This is a genomic window from Amycolatopsis camponoti, from assembly GCF_902497555.1.
Lineage (GTDB): Bacteria > Actinomycetota > Actinomycetes > Mycobacteriales > Pseudonocardiaceae > Amycolatopsis > Amycolatopsis camponoti.
Map to the genome: position 1 here is coordinate 1,241,794 of NZ_CABVGP010000003.1, position 16,934 is coordinate 1,258,727.

The 16,934-nt window shown below is 70.5% G+C and carries 22 protein-coding genes; 5 read left to right on the forward strand and 17 right to left on the reverse strand.

Going from position 1 to position 16,934, the window contains the following annotated elements; all coding sequences use genetic code 11:
* Positions 1-4 precede the first annotated feature (4 nt).
* From AA23TX_RS42365 to AA23TX_RS42420, 12 genes are all read right to left on the reverse strand, one after another.
* Positions 5-277 carry a HypC/HybG/HupF family hydrogenase formation chaperone gene (locus AA23TX_RS42365; RefSeq protein ID WP_155548558.1) on the reverse strand — a complete coding sequence of 91 codons (273 nt, stop codon included), beginning with the start codon at positions 275-277 and terminating at the stop codon, positions 5-7.
* Positions 278-280: 3 nt separating this feature from the next.
* Positions 281-769, reverse strand: coding sequence for a hydrogenase maturation protease (locus AA23TX_RS42370; protein WP_155548559.1), 489 nt, complete (start codon positions 767-769; stop codon positions 281-283).
* Positions 766-1,917, reverse strand: coding sequence for a hypothetical protein (locus AA23TX_RS42375; protein WP_155548560.1), 1,152 nt, complete (start codon positions 1,915-1,917; stop codon positions 766-768). Before AA23TX_RS42375 ends, AA23TX_RS42370 begins: the two co-directional genes overlap by 4 nt.
* A complete protein-coding gene (locus AA23TX_RS42380) occupies positions 1,914-2,543 on the reverse strand; it encodes a DUF6084 family protein (protein ID WP_155548561.1) in 630 nt (209 codons plus the stop codon). Before AA23TX_RS42380 ends, AA23TX_RS42375 begins: the two co-directional genes overlap by 4 nt.
* A complete protein-coding gene (locus AA23TX_RS42385) occupies positions 2,536-3,153 on the reverse strand; it encodes a DUF5947 family protein (RefSeq protein ID WP_196425837.1) in 618 nt (205 codons plus the stop codon). Before AA23TX_RS42385 ends, AA23TX_RS42380 begins: the two co-directional genes overlap by 8 nt.
* A complete protein-coding gene (locus AA23TX_RS42390) occupies positions 3,150-3,674 on the reverse strand; it encodes a NifU family protein (protein WP_155548562.1) in 525 nt (174 codons plus the stop codon). The genes AA23TX_RS42385 and AA23TX_RS42390 overlap by 4 nt, the downstream gene beginning before the upstream one ends.
* Positions 3,674-5,446 carry a nickel-dependent hydrogenase large subunit gene (locus AA23TX_RS42395; protein ID WP_155548563.1) on the reverse strand — a complete coding sequence of 591 codons (1,773 nt, stop codon included), beginning with the start codon at positions 5,444-5,446 and terminating at the stop codon, positions 3,674-3,676. Before AA23TX_RS42395 ends, AA23TX_RS42390 begins: the two co-directional genes overlap by 1 nt.
* Positions 5,443-6,501, reverse strand: coding sequence for an NADH-quinone oxidoreductase subunit B family protein (locus AA23TX_RS42400; protein ID WP_155548564.1), 1,059 nt, complete (start codon positions 6,499-6,501; stop codon positions 5,443-5,445). The genes AA23TX_RS42395 and AA23TX_RS42400 overlap by 4 nt, the downstream gene beginning before the upstream one ends.
* On the reverse strand, positions 6,498-7,184 hold the full coding sequence (locus AA23TX_RS42405) for a D-sedoheptulose-7-phosphate isomerase (protein WP_155548565.1): 687 nt from the start codon (positions 7,182-7,184) through the stop codon (positions 6,498-6,500). Before AA23TX_RS42405 ends, AA23TX_RS42400 begins: the two co-directional genes overlap by 4 nt.
* Positions 7,185-7,200: 16 nt before the next feature.
* Positions 7,201-7,437: a HypC/HybG/HupF family hydrogenase formation chaperone gene (locus tag AA23TX_RS42410; protein ID WP_230863053.1), complete on the reverse strand. Its 237-nt coding sequence runs from the start codon at positions 7,435-7,437 to the stop codon at positions 7,201-7,203.
* The gene (locus AA23TX_RS42415) at positions 7,434-8,054 is read right to left on the reverse strand and encodes a D-sedoheptulose-7-phosphate isomerase (RefSeq protein ID WP_155548566.1); all 621 of its coding nucleotides are present in this window, start codon (positions 8,052-8,054) and stop codon (positions 7,434-7,436) included. The genes AA23TX_RS42410 and AA23TX_RS42415 overlap by 4 nt, the downstream gene beginning before the upstream one ends.
* 123 nt (positions 8,055-8,177) lie before the next feature.
* The gene (locus AA23TX_RS42420) at positions 8,178-9,221 is read right to left on the reverse strand and encodes a tetratricopeptide repeat protein (protein ID WP_155548567.1); all 1,044 of its coding nucleotides are present in this window, start codon (positions 9,219-9,221) and stop codon (positions 8,178-8,180) included.
* A gap of 178 nt (positions 9,222-9,399) precedes the next feature.
* On the opposite strand from AA23TX_RS42420, the gene AA23TX_RS42425 reads away from it, so the two are divergent.
* The 4 genes from AA23TX_RS42425 (at position 9,400) to AA23TX_RS42440 (ending at position 12,944) form a co-directional block, all read left to right on the forward strand.
* Positions 9,400-10,080 carry an HNH endonuclease family protein gene (locus tag AA23TX_RS42425; protein WP_155548568.1) on the forward strand — a complete coding sequence of 227 codons (681 nt, stop codon included), beginning with the start codon at positions 9,400-9,402 and terminating at the stop codon, positions 10,078-10,080.
* A 10-nt stretch (positions 10,081-10,090) separates the two neighbouring features.
* The gene (locus AA23TX_RS42430; RefSeq protein ID WP_155548569.1) at positions 10,091-10,729 is read left to right on the forward strand and encodes an alpha/beta fold hydrolase; all 639 of its coding nucleotides are present in this window, start codon (positions 10,091-10,093) and stop codon (positions 10,727-10,729) included.
* 143 nt (positions 10,730-10,872) lie between these two features.
* Positions 10,873-11,616, forward strand: coding sequence for a 3D domain-containing protein (locus AA23TX_RS42435; protein ID WP_155548570.1), 744 nt, complete (start codon positions 10,873-10,875; stop codon positions 11,614-11,616).
* 11 nt (positions 11,617-11,627) lie between these two features.
* Positions 11,628-12,944, forward strand: coding sequence for a cellulose binding domain-containing protein (locus tag AA23TX_RS42440; protein ID WP_155548571.1), 1,317 nt, complete (start codon positions 11,628-11,630; stop codon positions 12,942-12,944).
* Between the two features lie 101 nt (positions 12,945-13,045).
* On the opposite strand, the gene AA23TX_RS42445 is transcribed toward AA23TX_RS42440, so the two are convergent.
* Both AA23TX_RS42445 and AA23TX_RS42450 read right to left on the reverse strand, forming a co-directional pair.
* The gene (locus AA23TX_RS42445; protein ID WP_155548572.1) at positions 13,046-13,684 is read right to left on the reverse strand and encodes a nitroreductase family protein; all 639 of its coding nucleotides are present in this window, start codon (positions 13,682-13,684) and stop codon (positions 13,046-13,048) included.
* Positions 13,685-13,702: 18 nt separating this feature from the next.
* The gene (locus AA23TX_RS42450; protein WP_155548573.1) at positions 13,703-14,680 is read right to left on the reverse strand and encodes an aldo/keto reductase; all 978 of its coding nucleotides are present in this window, start codon (positions 14,678-14,680) and stop codon (positions 13,703-13,705) included.
* 42 nt (positions 14,681-14,722) lie between these two features.
* Here AA23TX_RS42450 and AA23TX_RS42455 point away from each other — a divergent pair, with 42 nt between their 5' ends.
* Complete coding sequence (locus tag AA23TX_RS42455; protein ID WP_155548574.1) at positions 14,723-15,214, forward strand: MarR family winged helix-turn-helix transcriptional regulator; 492 nt, start codon at positions 14,723-14,725, stop codon at positions 15,212-15,214.
* On the opposite strand, the gene AA23TX_RS42460 is transcribed toward AA23TX_RS42455, so the two are convergent.
* The 3 genes from AA23TX_RS42460 to AA23TX_RS42470 form a co-directional block, all read right to left on the reverse strand.
* Positions 15,215-15,631, reverse strand: coding sequence for an ATP-binding protein (locus tag AA23TX_RS42460; RefSeq protein ID WP_155548575.1), 417 nt, complete (start codon positions 15,629-15,631; stop codon positions 15,215-15,217).
* 62 nt (positions 15,632-15,693) lie between these two features.
* Positions 15,694-16,473 (reverse strand): SigB/SigF/SigG family RNA polymerase sigma factor, encoded by a 780-nt coding sequence (locus tag AA23TX_RS42465; protein WP_155548576.1) that lies wholly within the window; start codon positions 16,471-16,473, stop codon positions 15,694-15,696.
* Positions 16,470-16,886 carry an ATP-binding protein gene (locus tag AA23TX_RS42470; protein WP_155548577.1) on the reverse strand — a complete coding sequence of 139 codons (417 nt, stop codon included), beginning with the start codon at positions 16,884-16,886 and terminating at the stop codon, positions 16,470-16,472. Before AA23TX_RS42470 ends, AA23TX_RS42465 begins: the two co-directional genes overlap by 4 nt.
* Positions 16,887-16,934: the final 48 nt, after the last annotated feature.

The following is a 16,934-nucleotide window of genomic DNA, read 5'->3' on the forward strand; positions in this document are numbered from 1 at the left end:
TCCTCTAGTCGATCCGGGATTCGAGCAGGGCGGCCATTTCGTCCTCGTAGGCCTTGCCGATGCTTTCGAGGAACTCCAGGGCGGCCGCGGCCTCCTGCTCGTCTATTTTGGACAGTGCGAAGCCGACGTGGATGAGGATCCAGTCGCCCGGCTTCGGCGGGTCGTCGTCGAGCAGGCCGATGTTGATGAGCCGCTTGACGCCGCTGACCGAGACTTTCGCGAGGTCCGGGCGCTCCTCGCTGAGTTCGATGATCTCGCCCGGGATCCCTAGGCACATGGCTCAGACCTCCGTGGGTTGCAGCTGCGGGCTGGTGCCCCAGGCCAGTTCGGTGACGGCGCGGACCGCGGCCGGGATGGCCGCCGCCACCTGGGGCGACAGGCCGATCCCTTCGTCGAGGCAAGCCGGTTCGCAGCCGACGAGCAGGACCCGCCCGGCGTCGCCGCCGAGCAACCTGAGCAGCCGGAACACCGCGTCCGGCCGCATGCCGTGCGCGTCGATCGACGCCGTGGCGGCCAGGTCCTCGGTGTCGGCCTCGATCAGCGAGAGCGTCCCGGGCGGGCGGCCGTGCGGGGTCGCGTCGAGCAGGATGGTCGTGTCGTAGCCGCCCATCAGGTCGTAGGCGAGGTGCATGCCGGCGATGCCGTAGTCGGCGATCTGCACCCAGGGCGGCAGGTCGGTCCCTTCCAGCTCCTTGATGACCTCGACGCCGAACCCGTCGTCGCCGAGGAAGATGTTGCCGATGCCGGCGACCAGGACTCGTGGCCTCATTCCGCGACCTCCAGGGGTTCGATCTCGTCGGGGGAGAAGTACCGGTACCGGCCGTGCGCGTGCTGCAGGTCGGCGCCGGGGTCGTCGTCGAGGGTGACGGCGACGTACGTGACACCGTCCACATCGGTCAGCACGGTCCGGACGGTGGCGGTCTTGCCGGTGAGGAACATGTCCTGCGCGTCGGCGCCCCGCAGGTTCGGCCGCAGGCGCACCCGCGACCCTTCGGCGACGCGCACCCCGGCGACGGTCACCGAGGGCTCGACCGGGCGCACGGAGCGGATCGCGCCGTGCAGGCGGTCGAGCAGCTCGGGCGGCATCGTGTCGACGCGGTCGACGATGGCCGCCGCGCGCGGGTCGGTGGCCCGGGCCTCGCGTTTCTCCTCGTCGGTCAGCGTCATCGTGCGCAGGGTGAGGATTTCGTCGATCTCGGTGCCGTCGAAGAGGTCACCCGGGCTTTCCGGCGCGATCGCCGGGTCGTCGTAGAGGATGATCGGCGACGCGAGCACCACCGTGCTGCGCGAGGTGTCGCCGATCAGCACCGGCCACAGCCGCTCCTGCCGGCAGGCTTCGACCGCCGGCTTGGCCCACTCCGGCGGGTCCAGCATCGACAGGAAGTGCCCGGTGCCGACGCTGAGCACGAGGTGGGCGGCGAGCAGCGCGTGCCGCAAGGCGTGTGCGCGGACGCCGTCGGAGGGCCACGACGTCGTGTTGTGCAGGTCGAGCCGCAGCCGGGTGCCACCGAAGGGGCCGTCGAGCGGGTCGAGCCGGACGGTGAGGATGCCGGACAGCTCGTGCGTCCGCTGCCCGTCGCCCGGCACGGTGAACGGCGCTTCGGCCGGGAGTTCCGCGAGCGGCAGCTCGAAGTCGATCTCGTGCTCGACGGCTTCGTCCCAGGTGGTGTCCTGCGTCCGGGTCTGCAGGAACCGCAGCTTGACGTGCAGGATCGTGTGCGCGAGGGGTTCGAGGACGCACTCGACGCGGGCCGAGGCGTGCTCGCCGATCTCCGCCGACGCGTACGACGGCGGCATCAGCACACCCCACTGCCAGCGCACCTTGTTCTTCCCGGCCGACGCGCGGTACGGGTAGAGGAGGTAGCCCTCGTAGAGCACGGCGTCACCGACCGCGCGGGCCTGGTCGAGAACGTTCACGGCCCACCGGCCAGCAGCTGCTCGACGGCGGCTTCCCAGGTCGGGATCGCGTGCTGCGCCTTGTACTTGAGCAGCGCGTCCACGGTCTCGCGCGGCAGCTTGATCCACGCGACGTTCGGGAAGTAGCGGGACATCAGCTCGTCCCAGACGCTCACCGGCATCCGGCACTCGGCCTGCGTGTGCCACGGCACCTGCTCGACCCAGAACCCCGGCCCGCCCTTGCCGAACACGGTCCCGCTGAACAGCAGCACCATCGGCACGACGCCGTCGGACAGCGCGTGGAAGTACTTGCCGGCCGCGACTTCGAGGTCGTAGGTGCACGGCACCTCGGCGTCGACCTCGGTGGCGCCGGTGAACCCCGGCACGGTCACCGAGATCGTCGTGAACTGGAACGGCTTCAGCGTCTCGCCCCACCGGGACCGGTCGCCGAAGAGGTGGGTGAGCAGCTCCGACTCGTCGTCGGCGTACCGGCGCCGCTGCGGCTCGATGCGGATCTGGACGCGCAGCACCATCGCGTGGACGGGCTGCCCGGTCAGCTCGGAGATCCGCAGCTTGAACGCGAGCGTCGGCGACGCGGCGTACTTCAGCGGCCGGACGTCGATGCAGTCGAAGGTCAGCTCAGCCATCGGCCACGACCTCGCTGCGCTCCCGCAGGCGCGCGAAGAACCCGTCGATGGCCTCGTGCGCTTCGGTGCCGCCGTCGAAGCCCCGCCAGGTCGTCCGGACCAGCCCGACCAGCTCGTAGCAGACGTCGATCGGCACCAGGAAGCACTCGAAACCCAGGTCGAGCTGGTTCAGCAGCAGGGCTTCGACGTCGTCGGCGACGTCGGCGAACGCGGGGGTGCCCGCCAGCAGCTCCTCCCACGTGCCGAGCTCCAGCAGCGACTCCGTCGCGCCCGCCGGGCTCGGGTAGAACGCGACCGGGCGGTCCTGCACCGAGTTGCGGAACAGGAACGCCGTCTTCACGGGGATCCCGGCCGACTCCCACAGCGCCGTCCCCGGCCCGAACCGCGGCGCGTGGCGGAAGCGGTCCGGCACCGCCCGGTGCCGCTTCCCGCCCGCTCCGCGGTGGGTGAAGAGCAGGTAGCAGCCCCGGCAGGTGCAGAGGATCGTCCGGGATTCGAGGTCGATGACGTGCCCGTGCTCCGCGGTGATCGGTTCCGCGCACATCTCGCACTTCTCGCCCGGCGCGGCGCGCTGGACGGGAGTGCGGAACCTGCGCAGGCCGCCCGTCACGGGACCTCCACGGGACACGGGACCAGCGGCAGCAGCGGCCGCCCGCCCGGGCCGGTTTCTTCCGGCACGACCCCGTCGACGACGACGTCGGAGATCTCCGGCGCCGCTTCCCGGACCACGCGCTCGATGGCGTACTTCGCGGTGACCGTCGACGACGGGCAGCCGTCGCAGGTGCCCCGCAGCCGCAGCCGCAGGACACCGTCCTCGATCCCGACGAACTCGACGTCGCCGGCGTGCGAACCCAGGTACGGCCGGACCTTGTCGAGCGCCTCGGTGACCCGCTCGTGCGTCGACCGGGGGTGCAGGTCGTGCAGCACGAGCAGGCCGCGGATGTGGTCGTCTTCGACGAGCCGGTCCAGCAGCGCCCGGTCCGAGCCGACGATTTCGATGATCCGGGCCAGTCCGGCGCCGTAGAACTCGAGCAGTGTGTGGACGAGGTCCTCGGCGAGCTCGGCGTCCGTTCCGCCGAACTCGCCCAGGAGCTGCTCGATGCGCTCGCCGACCCGGTCGACTTCCGTCATCAGCCGAGCTCCCCGCCGAACGCGTGCGGGGTGTGCAGCCGTTCGACGACCTTGCCCTTGCCGGTGTACATGTGGACGCCGCAGGGCAGGCACGGGTCGAAGCTGCGGACCGCGCGCATGATGTCGATGCCCTTGAAGTTCTCCTGCGTGTTCTCCTCGAAGATCGGTGTGTTCTGCACGGCGTCCTCGTACGGCCCCGGCGTGCCGAAGCTGTCGCGCACGCTGCCGTTCCACGGCGTCGGTGGGTACGGGTGGTAGTTCGCGATCTTGCCGCCCTTGATCACCATGTGGTGCGAGAGCACGCCGCGGACCGCTTCGGTGAAGCCGCAGCTCACGCCTTCGTCCGGGACCTTGAACGGCTCCCACGTCTTGGTGTTGCCCTTGCGGACCTCACCGAGGGCCTGGTCGGCGAAGTGCAGGGCCAGCGCGGCCGCGTACGCCTGGAAGTACGTCCGCGCGCGGTTGCGCTCGAGCGCGTTGCTCCACTTCGGGATCTTCCACTCGAACTCGACTTCGGGCTTGGTCGCCGTGCGCGGCAAGGAGATCTTGACGCTGTGGCCGGTCGACTTCAGGTACGGCGTGTCGACGAGTCCGGCCAGCGCCGTCACCCACAGCCGGGCGATCGGGCCGCCGCCGGTGTCCAGGGCCAGGTGGTCCTTGCCGTCGAACCAGCGCGGCGACATCGTCCACGAGTACTTGCCGTCGAAGTCGCGCTTCGCCGGGCGCGGGATGGTGTGCTGGTTCCACGGGTGGCGCTGGTCGACCGGGTTGCCCAGCGGATCCTGCGTGACGAACATCGGCTGGTCGGCCCAGTCCTCGTAGAACGAGCTGCCGAGCAGGATCCGGATGCCGAGGTTGATGTCGACCAGGCTGGTCGTGACGAGCTTGCCGTCGACGACCACGCCCGGCGTCACGAACATCTTGCGGCCCCAGGACTCCATGTTCTCGTAGGTGAAGTCGCAGTACTCGGGGTCGTTGAGACTGCCCCAGCAGCCGAGCAGGATCCGCCGCCGCCCGACCTCTTCGTAGCCGGGCAGGGCTTCGTAGAAGAAGTCGAAGAGGTCGTCGTGCATCGGGAGGCAGCGCTTCATGAACTCGACGTAGCGCATCAGCCGGGTCAGGTAGTCGGTGAACAGCTGCACGGTCGCCACGGTGCCGACGCCGCCGGGGTACAAAGTGGACGGGTGGACGTGCCGGCCTTCCATCAGGCAGAACATCTCGCGCGTGCTGCGGGAGACCTGCAGGGCCTCGCGGTAGAACTCGCCTTCCAGCGGGTTCAGCGAGCGCATGATGTCGCCGATGGTGCGGTAGCCGTGGTCGCCCGCGTGCGGTGCCTCGGTGCGGTTGGCCAGCTCGAGGACGCCGGGGTTGGTCTCGGCGACCATCTTCTCGCAGTAGTCGACCCCGACCAGGTTCTCCTGGAAGATGTTGTGGTCGAACATGTACTCGGCGGCCTCGCCGAGGTTGATGATCCACTCGCCGAGGTGCGGCGGGCGGACGCCGTAGGCCATGTTCTGGGCGTACACCGAGCACGTCGCGTGGTTGTCGCCGCAGATCCCGCAGATCCGGCTGGTGATGAAGTGCGCGTCGCGCGGGTCCTTGCCCTTCATGAAGATGCTGTAGCCGCGGAAGACCGACGACGTGCTGTGGCACTCGACGACGCGCTTGGCCGCCCAGTCGATCTTCGTGTAGATCCCGAGGCTGCCGACGATCCGGGTGATCGGGTCCCACGCCATCTCGACGAGGTCGGTCTTGTCCTTCATCTCGGTCATGACCGCACCTCCGCCTGGTAGCCGGTGTCGAGCTTCTTGCCCGTGTGCCGCCACTTGGGCTCTTTGTCGAGCTTGCGCTCGGTGATCTTCCGCAGCCGCCGGATCACCGACCCGTACGCGCCGCTGGCCAGCGACGACACCTGCGCGCCCGGCGGCTCGTCCATGAACGGCATGAACTTGTCCGGGAAGCCCGGCATGGTGCAGCCGATGCAGATCCCGCCGACGTTCGGGCAGCCGCCGACGCCGTTGATCCAGCCGCGTTTCGGCACGTTGCACTTGACGACCGGGCCCCAGCAGCCCAGCTTCACCAGGCACTTCGGGGAGCCGTACTCGGTGGCGAACTCGCCCTGCTCGTAGTAGCCGCCGCGGTCGCAGCCCTCGTGCACGGTCGCGCCGAAGAGCCACTGCGGCCGCAGGTGGTCGTCGAGCGGGATCATCGGCGCCTGCCCGGCGGCCTGGTAGAGCAGGTAGGTGATGGTCTCGGACAGGTTGTCCGGGTGGGTCGGGCAGCCGGGCACGCAGACGATCGGGATGCCGGCGCCGGACTTCCAGTCCCAGCCCAGGTAGTCGGGCACACCCATGGCACCGGTCGGGTTGCCCTCCATCGCGTGGATGCCGCCGTAGGTGGCGCAGGTCCCGACGGCCATGACGGCCAGCGCCTTGGGCGTCAGGCGGTCCAGCCACTCGCTGGTCGTCATCGGCTGGCCGGTCTCGGGGTTGTTCCCGAACCCGCACCAGTAGCCCTCTTCCTTGATCGCCTCGTTCGGGATCGAGCCCTCGACGACCAGCACGAACGGCTCCAGCTCACCGCGGTCGGCTTTGTAGAACCACTCGATGAACGTGTCGGCCCCCTTGTCGGGGCCGCATTCGAAGTCGATCAACGGCCAGTGGACCGCGATCTTGGGCAAGCCGGGCAAAGCCCCGAGGACGATTTCCTCGATGCTCGGTTGCGTGGCCGCCGTCAGTGCGACGGAGTCGCCGTCGCACGACAGTCCGGCGTTGATCCAGAGGATGTGGATGGGCTGCTCTTCGGTTTGTTCTGCGGCATGCGTCACGGCTGATCACCCTTGGCGAGGTCGTCGAGCGCGCCGAGGGTCAGCTCCCACAGCGCGTGGTAAAGGGTCGTCTGGGCTTCCTGGATGCGGTGCACGGAAGGGGACGGGACGACGAAGAGGTGGTCGATGCTGTCCAGCTCGGCCATCTTCCCGCCGTCGTAGCCGGCGATGCCGACGGTCACCAGGCCGCGCCGGGCGGCTTCGTCGAAGGCACGCACCAGGTTCGCGGAGTTCCCGCTGGTGGACAGGCCCACCGCGATGTCGCCGGGACGCCCGAAAGCACCGATCTGGCGGGCGAAGACGACGTCGAACCCGATGTCGTTGGACAGGGCCGTCACCACCGCGATGTCGTTCGTCAACCCGAAGGCGGGCAACGGTTTCGCGTCGCCCGCCGGGCTGAGGAACAGGCTGGCGAGGTCCTGGGCGTCGGTCGAGCTGCCGCCGTTGCCGAAGGCGAGCAGCCGGCCGCCACCGCGGAACGCGCGCGCGAGGTCCTGCGCGCACGCGAACAGGCGGTCGCGGTCGGCCGCGAGCACGTCACCGCGCAGGGCGACGATCTCGTGCACCTTGTCCACAGTGGACTGCTCGACCTGGTCGAGGACGGCGTCGAGATCGCTCTCACCCGAGTACAGGAACGGGTACAGCGCCTCGAGACCGTCGGTGACGGGGTGTTCCCGCGTCATGCCGGTTCTCCCGCGGCTAAGACTTCTCCAAGCGTGCGATGGCTTCCCCGGCGTGCACCAGGATGCGGTCGCCGACGCCGGCCTCGACCAGCGCGACACTGACCTCTTCCCGGGTGGACCCGGTGTCCACGACAGCGAGCTCGTGCTCGAGGAGCTCGACCACGGTCACCTCGACCGCGGTGTCGGAGCAGGTGATGCACACCCCGTCGTGACAGACGGGGCCGGCTTGTCTGTCGGCGTCACGGGCGTTCACGACGCCACCTCCGGAGCCAGCAGACCGGGTTGCTCGAAGAAGACGTGCACCAGCTCCCACAGCACGTGGTAGGTGGTCACGTGCACCTCCTTGACGATCCGCGGGTCGGTCGAGCGGGCGATGAAGACGTGGTGCAGCCCAGTGGTCGCGGCGATCGCGCCGCCGTTGCCACCTGTCAGAGCGACGGTGAGCATCCCGAGGTCGCGGGCCGTTTCGAGGGCGCGGCGGACGTTGGCGCAGTCGCCGTCGGTGGAGATGCCCAGCGCGATGTCGGCGGGTTCGCCGATGATCCGCAGCTGGTGGGCGAAGACGTCCTCGAGGCCGACGCGGTTGGCGACGCCGGTGACCGTCGCGACGTCGGCGGTCAGCGAGAGGGCCGGCAGCGCGCGCTTGCCCACGATCACCGGGTGGACGAACTCGACCGCCACGTGCTGGGCGTCGGTGCTGGGGCCGCCGTTGCCGAACACCACGAGCTTGCCGCCGCGGTGGAAGCGGCGGGCCATGTCGTGACACGCCTCGGCGACCTCGCGCGCGTCGTCGGCCAGGGCGAGCACGGGCGCCTTGCGGCGCTCGAAGAGGGCGTCGACGGAGTCCGGGTGATTCGGTGACCACGACATCGCGGCACTTCCTCGGGGGCGACTGCTCGGTGGTGGGAGCGCACCCCAGATTAGAGCTGTGAGTTGGATCACACAATAGATCGAAGGGGGTCTCCGCTCCGCCAACCGGGTCTGATCAGCCCCTCAGACGTGGTGCTCGCGGTCGTCCTGCAGGTGCTCCGCCCGGGCGAGCCACTGTTCCGCCTCATGGCCGGACCCGCGGGACCGCAGCATCCGGGCCAGGCTGAGCATGCCCTGGACGTCGCCCGTCTCGGCCGCCCGGCGAAACCACCGCTCGGCCTCCGCCAGGTCGTCCCGGTGTTCGGCGAGGTGCCCGAGGTTGGTGAGCGCCGGGACGCTGCCGTGCTCGGCCGCCTTGCGGTACCAGGCGGCGGCCTCGCCCTCGTCGCCGCGGTTGCGGGCGAGCACGCCGAGGTTGGTCATCGCCGCGGGGTCGCCGCGCTCGGCGGCGTCGAGGTACCAGTTCTCGGCTTCTTCGAGGTCGCCGCGGCGGTGCAGCAGCAGCCCGAGCCGGACGATCGCCTCGCCGTGCCCGCCGGTCGCGCCCTGGCGGTACCAGTTTTCGGCGTCGCCGGGCCGGCCGAGCCGCTCGGCCTGCCGGCCCAGCTGGCAGGTGGCGGCGAGGTCGCCGGCCAGCACGGCCGAGCGCCACCAGCGGGAAGCTTCGGCGGCCTGGCCGCGGTCGCGCAGCAGGACACCCAGGTCGATCATCGCGGCGGTGATCCCGGCGTCGGCGGCCTGGCGCAGCCACGATTCGGCCTCTTCGAGCCTGCCCTGCTCGCGCAGCATGTGCCCGAGCGCGGCGATCGAGGGCAGGTCGCCGGTGCCGGCCGCCTCGGCGTACCAGTGCTGGGCGTCTTCGCGCTTGCCGCGCCGCTCGTACGACTTGGCGAGGTTCAGCATCCCGTGCGGCTCGCCGGCCAGGGCGGCCTCGTGGTACCAGCGCTCGGCTTCGTCGAGCACGCCGCGTTCGGCCAGCAGGTGGGCGAGCGAGGTCATCGAGACGCGGTCGCCGCCCATGGCGGCCTTGCGGAACCACGTTTCGGCCTCGGCGAGGTCCCCGCGCTCCCGCATCGCCGAACCCATGCGGGCCATGGCGACGACGTTGCCGCCCTCGGCGGCTTTGCGCTGGAAGAACTCGTCGAACTTTTTGAGCCGGCCGGGCATCGGCTGCTCCCTCCGGATGGGTCCTGCTCCGGTAGTCGCAGTTGGACGGCTCGGTGTGACACATCCGCCGTGGGTGGGCGAGATCACATTCGCGCCAGGTCGTCGTGTCGGCGCGGTTTTCCCAGGCCGGCAGGGGTGAGACTACGCCGCGCTCAGGTGAATTCGGGAGGAGAAAATAGTGGCGGCCCGCGGCTTTCGGCTCAGCGTGACCCAACGATCTCTGCTGGTAGTCGCGATCCTGGCGATCGCCCTCTTCGGGTACTGGGCCACGAGCAGAAGCTCCGGTGCGACCCCGCCGCCGTCGGCGTCCCCGGCACCGGTTCCGGTCAGCGCGGCCGACGCGCAGAAGCAGCTCGGCGAGCTGACCATCGCCGCCCGGACGTCCATGGACGGCTACTCGCGCGAGAAGTTCCCGCACTGGTCCAGCCAGGGGTCGAGCTGTGACACCCGCGAGGTCGTCCTCAAGCGCGCGGGCAAGGACGTGCAGACGGACAAGGACTGCAAGGTGACGTCCGGGACGTGGACCAGCGTCTACGACGACGAGACCTGGACCAAGGCGACCGACCTCGACATCGACCACATGGTCCCGCTCGGGCAGGCCTGGGCCAGCGGCGCCAAGGCGTGGACGACCGAGAAGCGCCAGCAGTTCGCCAACGACCTCACCCGGCCGCAGCTGTTCGCCGTCACCGACAACCTCAACCAGCAGAAGAGCGACAAGGCGCCCGACCAGTGGAAACCGCCGCTCGTCGCGTTCTGGTGCACCTACGCGACCGACTGGATCGTGGTGAAGCACTTCTACGGCCTGACCGTCACCGAAGGGGAGAAAACCGCCTTGACGGACATGCTGCGCCGCTGCTGAGCTGGCCGGCATGACGACCTTCGCGCTGATCCACGGGGGCGGCGGCAGCGGGTGGGACTTCCACCGGCTCGGCCCGGAGCTGGTGGCCCGCGGCCACGACTTCGTCGCGCCGGACCTGCCGATCACCGACAGCTCGGCCGGGCTCCCGGACTTCGTCGACACGGTGCTGGCCGCGCTGGGCGATGCTTCGGACGTCGCCGTCGTCGGCCACTCGTACGGCGGGTTCACGGCACCGCTGGTCGCGTCGAAGGTGCGCGCGCGGCTGCTCGTCTACCTGGCCGGGATGATCCCGGCGCCCGCGGAGCCGCCGGGGCAGTGGTGGGGGAACACGGGGTTCTCGGCGCCTTCGGGCTTGAGCGACGTCGAGACGTTCTTCAACGGTGTCGATCCGGCGCTCGCGTCGGATGGCATGGCGCACGGCCGCGACCAGGTGAGCCGGGAGGGCGAGGACCCGTGGCCGCTGCCGGCCCACCCGGACGTCCCGACCCGCGTGGTGCTGTGCCGCGACGACCGGTTCTTCACGCCGCACTTCCAGCGTCGCGTGGCGCGCGAACGGCTGGGCATCGAGCCCGACGAGGTCGACGGCCCGCACTGCGCGCCGCTGAGCCACCCCGCGCAGATCGCCGACCTCCTGGTCGGGTACCTCTGAGCCGTCCGGGGGTAGCGGAAACTTAAAGGTCTAGACCTATTGACTGTGTGGTCCAGGCCACTTAACGTCAGGTGCGCGGCGAACCCGCACCTCCCCACCTGCGTCACCTCCACCCTGGTCCCCACCATGGAGGTCTCTCCGTCATGCGCTTCGCCCGGATCCTCGCGCTGGCCGCCTTCGCCGCCGGAAGTGTGCTCGTCGCCCCCGCCGCGTCGGCCGCCGCGCTCCCCGCGTGCCAGCACTTCTACCAAGGCACGATCCCGGACCGGCCGGTCACCGGCGGCCACGGTCCCGGCACGCTCGTCGGCGCCGTGAACGTCGGCAACCGCCTGCCCGCGCCCGGTTCCGTCGCCGGCGGCCTCGGTGCCGACGGCAAGGTCACCTTCACGTTCGCCCGCGTCGCCGGTGCGAAGGCCTATCGCGCGTTCCGCAACGGCCAAGCCCTCCAGTGGATCAGCGACTGGGGCCAGCCGACGCTCACCGTCACCGACGCGAGCCCCTGCCAGGACGCGAACTACCAGCTCTACGCGATGACGGCCGAGGACAACTCGCCCGGCTCGCTCGGGCAGATCTCCACCGCGTACCGCCTCGACGGCGCCAGCCGGCTGGCGCCGTACCGCATCCCGGCCGGCACCACGCTGAACTACCGCGTCACGTCCTACAACGACGTCGCCCAGACCGCGCTCGGCTACAGCGCCGGCTCGGGCTTCTGCGCGGTCGACGCGCGGATCATCCCGTGGGGCACCCGGTTCTCCGTGCCGGGCTACGGCGAGTGCTACGCGGCGGACATCGGCAGCTGGATCAAGGACGACATCGTCGACGTCTGGCTCCCCGGCTCGCAGGCCGACGCCTGGGGCATCCAGCGGCTCACGCTGACCGTGCGCTGAAGGGGTCCGCCATGAAAGCCAAGCTCGCTCTCGCCGCGACGCTCCTTTCGGCGGCGACGGTGCTGGTCGTCTCGCCGGCGACGGCGGCCACCGCGCCGTCGGCGGCGTTCGCCAAGGACTCCGACTGGGGCTCCGGCTACCAGGCCAAGTACACGATCAGCGCGGGCACGTCCGCGCTGACGAGCTGGAAGCTGGAGTTCGACCTGCCTTCCGGCACATCGCTCGGGTCCTATTGGGACGCGCTCGACACGCCCTCCGGCACGCACCATTCGTTCGCCAACCGCGAGTACAACGGCTCGGTCGCCGCGGGCGCGTCGACCAGCTTCGGCTTCCTGGTCAGCGGCGGCGGCCTGCCCGCGAACTGCAAGCTGAACGGCCAGCCGTGCGCCGGAGGTACGTCGCCGACCACGACGCCCACCACGCCTCCGACCACGACCACCACGCCGCCACCGACGGGCGGGAGCGCACGCGTGTCGCCGTACATCGACATCACGATGGCGACGCCGTCGCTGGTCTCGGTGGCGAACGCGACGGGCCAGAAGAACTTCACGCTCGCCTTCGCCTTGGGCAGCAGCCTCGGCTGCGACCCGCAGTGGGGCGGCACGGTCCCGCTGCTGGACTCGCGGATCATCAACGACGTCACCGCGTTGCGGTCTCTCGGCGGCGGCGTCACGGTGGCTTCCGGGGGAGCGCTCGGCCCGTACCTGGAGAACGTCTGCGGCTCGGTGGACGCGCTCTACAACGCGTACGTGAAGACGCTGGACGCGGTGGGCAGCAACAACCTGGACGTCGACGTCGAGGCGTCGATCCCGACGGCCACGGTGAACCAGGCCCTGCTGCGGCTTCAGCAGCAGCGCGGCACGCACATCAGCTACACGATGCGGATCCAGGGCCAGGACTACGGGATGGACCCGTTCTCGGTGTCGATCCTGCAGGACGCGGCGGCGCGTGGGCTGAACGTCGTGGTCAACCCGATGCTGATGGACTTCGGCTACAGCGGTTCGTGGGGCGACGCGCTGGTGTCCGCGGCGAACGCGACCCTGGGCCAGCTGAAGACGATCTGGCCCTCGAAGTCCGACGCCGAAGTGAAGGCCCTGCTCGGCCTGACCCCGATGATCGGCCGCAACGACACGGGCCCGGTGACGGACCAGGCGGCGGCGCGTCAGCTGCTGTCGTTCGCGCAGGCGAACCACGTGGCGAGCATCGGCTTCTGGTCCGCGGGCCGCGACAACGGAGGCTGCCCCGGCGGCGGCGCGGTCGCGACGTGCTCGGGGATTTCCCAGTCCCTGTACGAGTTCACGAACATCTTCAAGGCGTACACGGGCTGAGCCCGGTCTCCTCGCCGACGTCCCCAACGCCCCGGCGAGGAGGCCGCCACAGGTCGTGAGTGAGAAACAGGGTTAGAACCCTGTTTCTCACTCACGACCGGTTACCAGCGGTCGAGGTGCAGGACCTCCTCCAGCGGCTGCCGCGCCGCCGGCTTGAACGTGTCGCCCGTGTAGAACGCCGTCGGGATCAGTGCCGCCTGGTGGACGTTCTTCGGCAGCCCCAGTACCTCCGCCGCCTCCTGCTCGTACTTCAGGTGCAGCGTCGTCCACGCCGTTCCCAGCGTCACCGAACGGGCCGCCAGCATGAAGCTCCACGCCGCCGGCAGCAGGGACGCCCACATCCCCGCCTGGTTGCCCGCCGGCAGCTCGGCCGACGCCGTCTCCAGGCACGGCACCACCAGCACCGGGACGTCACCCATCCGGTCGGCCAGGTACTCGACGCTGCTGCCGACCCGCTGCTGCACCGGCGCCCGCGCCGGGTCGTCCGCGAACTGCTTTCCCGCGGCCGCGGGGGAGGCCAGGTACTCGTGGCACGCCCGGCTGTAGATCTGCCCGAGCGCCGTCCGCTGTCCGGCGTCGGTGACGACCAGCCACTGCCAGCGCTGGGTGTTCGAGCCGCTCGGCGCCTGCAGGGCCACCTGCAAGCAGTGTTTCACCAGGTCGAGCGGCACGGGCCGGTCGAAGTCCAGGCGCTTGCGGACGGTCCTGGTGGTCGTCAGGAGCTCTTCGGGCGTCATCATCGGCCCATCATGCCGGGACTACCAGCGATCGTGCACCAGCGGCCGGATCAGCTCGTCGTACGTTTCGCGGACGCCCGCCAGGGCCTCCGGGGACAACGGCGGCAGCGCGGCCGCCGCCGTGTTCGCCGTGGCCTGCTCGGCGTTGCGCGCGCCCGGGATCACCGTGCTCACGCCCGGCTGGTCGATGATCCACCGCAGCGCGAACTGCGCCAGCGTCTGCGCCTCCGGCACCAGCCCCCGCAGCCGCTCGACGGCCGCCAGCCCGACGTCGTACGGCACGCCCGAGAACGTCTCACCGACGTCGAACGCCTCGCCGTGGCGGTTGAAGTTCCGGTGGTCGTCGGCGGCGAACGTCGTCGAGGCCGTGTACCGCCCGGACAGCAGCCCCGACGCCAGCGGCACCCGCGCGATGATGCCCGCGCCCGCCTCCGCCGCCGCGGGCAGGACGCGCTCCAAGGGCTTGAGCCGCAGGCAGTTCAGGATGATCTGCACCGAGGCCACCTGAGGCCGCGCCAACGCGGTCAAGGCTTCCGAGACCGTCTCGACGCTCACGCCGTAAGCCTTGATGCGCCCCTCGGAAACCATCTCGTCCAGTGCGTCGTACACCGCGTCGGACGAGTACACCGGCGACGGCGGGCAGTGCAGCTGGACCAGGTCGAGCGTCTCGACGCCGAGGTTGCGGCGCGACCGGTCGTTCCACTCGCGGAAGTTCGCGCGGACGTAGTTCTCCGGCACCTGCTCGACGCGGCGGCCCATCTTGGTCGCCACGAAGACGTCTCCGCGCTCGGCCCGGAACCGGCCGACCAGGCGCTCGCTGCGCCCGTCGCCGTAGACGTCGGCGGTGTCGAAGAAGGTGACGCCGGCGTCGGCCGCCGCGTGCAGCACCGCCAGCGCGTCGTTCTCGTCGACCGCACCCCAGTCGGCGCCGAGCTGCCAGCAGCCGAGCCCGACGACGGACACCTCGCGACCCAGCCGGGTGATCTTCCGGTTCTCCATGTCGCGATCCAAGCACACCGCCGGCGCCTATGATCGGCCGTCATGGCCATGACGTCGGGTCCGGACGGACTCGGGACGCGGATGCGGCACGTCCTCGAAATCCTCGAGGGTGACGTCGCGCGGTTCCTCGCCGACATCGGCCTCGCCGACTACCGCCCGCGGTACTCGGGGGTGGTCCGGGCGCTGCTCGCCCGCGGCCCGCTGGCTATCCGCGACCTCGCCGCCGAGATGGGCGTGACGCACTCGGCGGCCAGCCAGACCGTCGCGCAGATGAACCGCGCCGGGCTCGTCACCCTCGAACCGGGTGCCGACGCCCGGCAGCGCATCGTGTCTCTCACCGAGAAGACGCGCGAACTCCTGCCGCTGATCGAGGCGGAGTGGATGGCGACGACCGAAGCGTCGGAGGCGCTGGAGGCCGAACTGCCGTACCCGCTGCGCGGTGTCCTCGAAGCGATCGTCGAGGCGCTGGAGCGCAAGTCGTTCCGGCAGCGGATCGGGGACACCGGCGCCGCGCGGGCGCTGCTGGAACCCTGATCAGGCGCCGGGGATGCGGAAGACGGCCCAGACGAACTTGCCGCCGGGGCAGCACTCGAAGCCCCAGTCCTCCGACAGCGCCTGGACCAGCACCAGCCCGCGGCTGCGCGCCTCGGCCGGCGACGGCGCCCGCAGCTCCGGGACCTTGCTGCCGGAGTCGTGCACCCGCAGCGTGAGCTGGCCCTCGAAGTAGGACAGCTCGAGCCGTTGCGGGCACTCGCCGTGCTCGAAGGCGTTGGTGACCAGCTCGGACACGGCCAGCAGGACGTCGTCCAGCTGGATCTCGTCGAGGCCGAGGCCGAGCAGCATCGAGCGGACCTCGTACCGCGCCCGGGCCGGAGCCGTGACGTCGTCCGGGAGCAGCACCGTCAGCGGCGCGACCGGCACCGCGGTGCGCTGCGAGATGTTCGCCGTCATCGGTCCCCCTCCCAGTGAGTTCCGGTACCGTCCGCGAAGTACCCAAGCCGGTCAGCGGCTAATCAGGTGCCGTCGGCCAGCTCGGATTCGTCCAGGCCCGAACGCAGCTTCTTCAAGGTCGCGGCCAGCAACCGCGACACCTGCATCTGGGAGACCCCGACGCGGCGCGCGATGTCCGACTGGCTCATCCCGGACCCGAACCGCAGCGCGACGATCTTGCGCTCCCGCTCCGGCAGGCTGTCCAGCATGGGACGCAGCGCTTCCCGCAGCTCGGCCTGGCCCAGCTCGGCGTCCGGCGCCCCGAACCGCGTGTGCGCCGCGTTCTCCAGCAGGTGGTCCAGCGACGCGCCGTAGCGGCCCTGACCCGCGCGAAGGCCCTCGTAGACGTCCTCGATCGGGACGCCGAGGCGCCCGGCGATCTCACTGGGCTTCGGCGCGCGCGAGAGCTGGACAGTGAGCTCCTCGCGCGCGGCGGAGATGTTCGCGTTCAGCTCCTTGAGCCGCCGCGGCACCCGCACCGACCAGCTGTTGTCCCGGAAGTGGTGCCGCAGCTCCCCGGAGATGGTGGGGACGGCGAACGCCAGGAAGTCCGTGCCCTGCTCGGGGTCGAACCGGTCGACGGCGTGGATGAGCCCGACCGTGGCGATCTGGACCAGGTCCTCCATCGCCTCGTCGCGGTTGCGGAACTTCCGCGCCAGGTTGCGCGCGAGCTCCAGGTGACCGCGCACCAGGGTGTCCCGGACGCGCTCGTGTTCCGGGGAGCCCGCCGGCAGCGCGGCGAGCTGGGTGAACAGCGCGCCGACGTCGAGGTCGCTCCCGCTGCTCCCGGCGGGATCGCTCACGAGTCCGCCGCCTGGCTCTCCCGGACGAGGTCGACCCGGGACAGGTAGCGGCCGTCCTCGGGCGTCACGGTGCGCTGGGCCGAAGTCGCGAGCGCGGTCAGCAGCTGCCACGACAGGCCGGAGTCGTCTTCGTGGTCCGGGGTGTCCGAAAGTACCGACACCGAGACCTCGATGCGCGGCCCGCTCCACGAGAAGACGCAGGTGAGGCGGCCGTCCGAGCTGGCGGGGAGCAGCAGTGAGCAGGCTTCGTCCACCGCCATCCGGAGGTCCTCGACGGCGTCGAGGTCGAAGTCCTGGCGCATGGCGATGTCCGCCACGATCGTGCGCAGCGTCGGCACGACGTGCGGGATCGCGGCCGTCCGCACCTCGATGACCTGCGCGCCTTCCGGGACGAGCGGGGCGTTGTCCTCCACGTTTGTTCCTTTCTCCGGCTCGCGCTCCAGGGTTCGGCGGTGTCCTCT

Coding starts and splice junctions, on each gene's coding strand:
- AA23TX_RS42365 (WP_155548558.1), bottom strand. CDS start 277: ATGTGCCTAGGGATCCCGGGCGAGATCATCGAACTCAGCGAGGAGCGC.
- AA23TX_RS42370 (WP_155548559.1), bottom strand. CDS start 769: ATGAGGCCACGAGTCCTGGTCGCCGGCATCGGCAACATCTTCCTCGGC.
- AA23TX_RS42380 (WP_155548561.1), bottom strand. CDS start 2,543: ATGGCTGAGCTGACCTTCGACTGCATCGACGTCCGGCCGCTGAAGTAC.
- AA23TX_RS42390 (WP_155548562.1), bottom strand. CDS start 3,674: ATGACGGAAGTCGACCGGGTCGGCGAGCGCATCGAGCAGCTCCTGGGC.
- AA23TX_RS42395 (WP_155548563.1), bottom strand. CDS start 5,446: ATGACCGAGATGAAGGACAAGACCGACCTCGTCGAGATGGCGTGGGAC.
- AA23TX_RS42405 (WP_155548565.1), bottom strand. CDS start 7,184: ATGACGCGGGAACACCCCGTCACCGACGGTCTCGAGGCGCTGTACCCG.
- AA23TX_RS42415 (WP_155548566.1), bottom strand. CDS start 8,054: ATGTCGTGGTCACCGAATCACCCGGACTCCGTCGACGCCCTCTTCGAG.
- AA23TX_RS42420 (WP_155548567.1), bottom strand. CDS start 9,221: ATGCCCGGCCGGCTCAAAAAGTTCGACGAGTTCTTCCAGCGCAAAGCC.
- AA23TX_RS42430 (WP_155548569.1), top strand. CDS start 10,091: ATGACGACCTTCGCGCTGATCCACGGGGGCGGCGGCAGCGGGTGGGAC.
- AA23TX_RS42435 (WP_155548570.1), top strand. CDS start 10,873: ATGCGCTTCGCCCGGATCCTCGCGCTGGCCGCCTTCGCCGCCGGAAGT.
- AA23TX_RS42440 (WP_155548571.1), top strand. CDS start 11,628: ATGAAAGCCAAGCTCGCTCTCGCCGCGACGCTCCTTTCGGCGGCGACG.
- AA23TX_RS42445 (WP_155548572.1), bottom strand. CDS start 13,684: ATGATGACGCCCGAAGAGCTCCTGACGACCACCAGGACCGTCCGCAAG.
- AA23TX_RS42450 (WP_155548573.1), bottom strand. CDS start 14,680: ATGGAGAACCGGAAGATCACCCGGCTGGGTCGCGAGGTGTCCGTCGTC.
- AA23TX_RS42455 (WP_155548574.1), top strand. CDS start 14,723: ATGGCCATGACGTCGGGTCCGGACGGACTCGGGACGCGGATGCGGCAC.
- AA23TX_RS42460 (WP_155548575.1), bottom strand. CDS start 15,631: ATGACGGCGAACATCTCGCAGCGCACCGCGGTGCCGGTCGCGCCGCTG.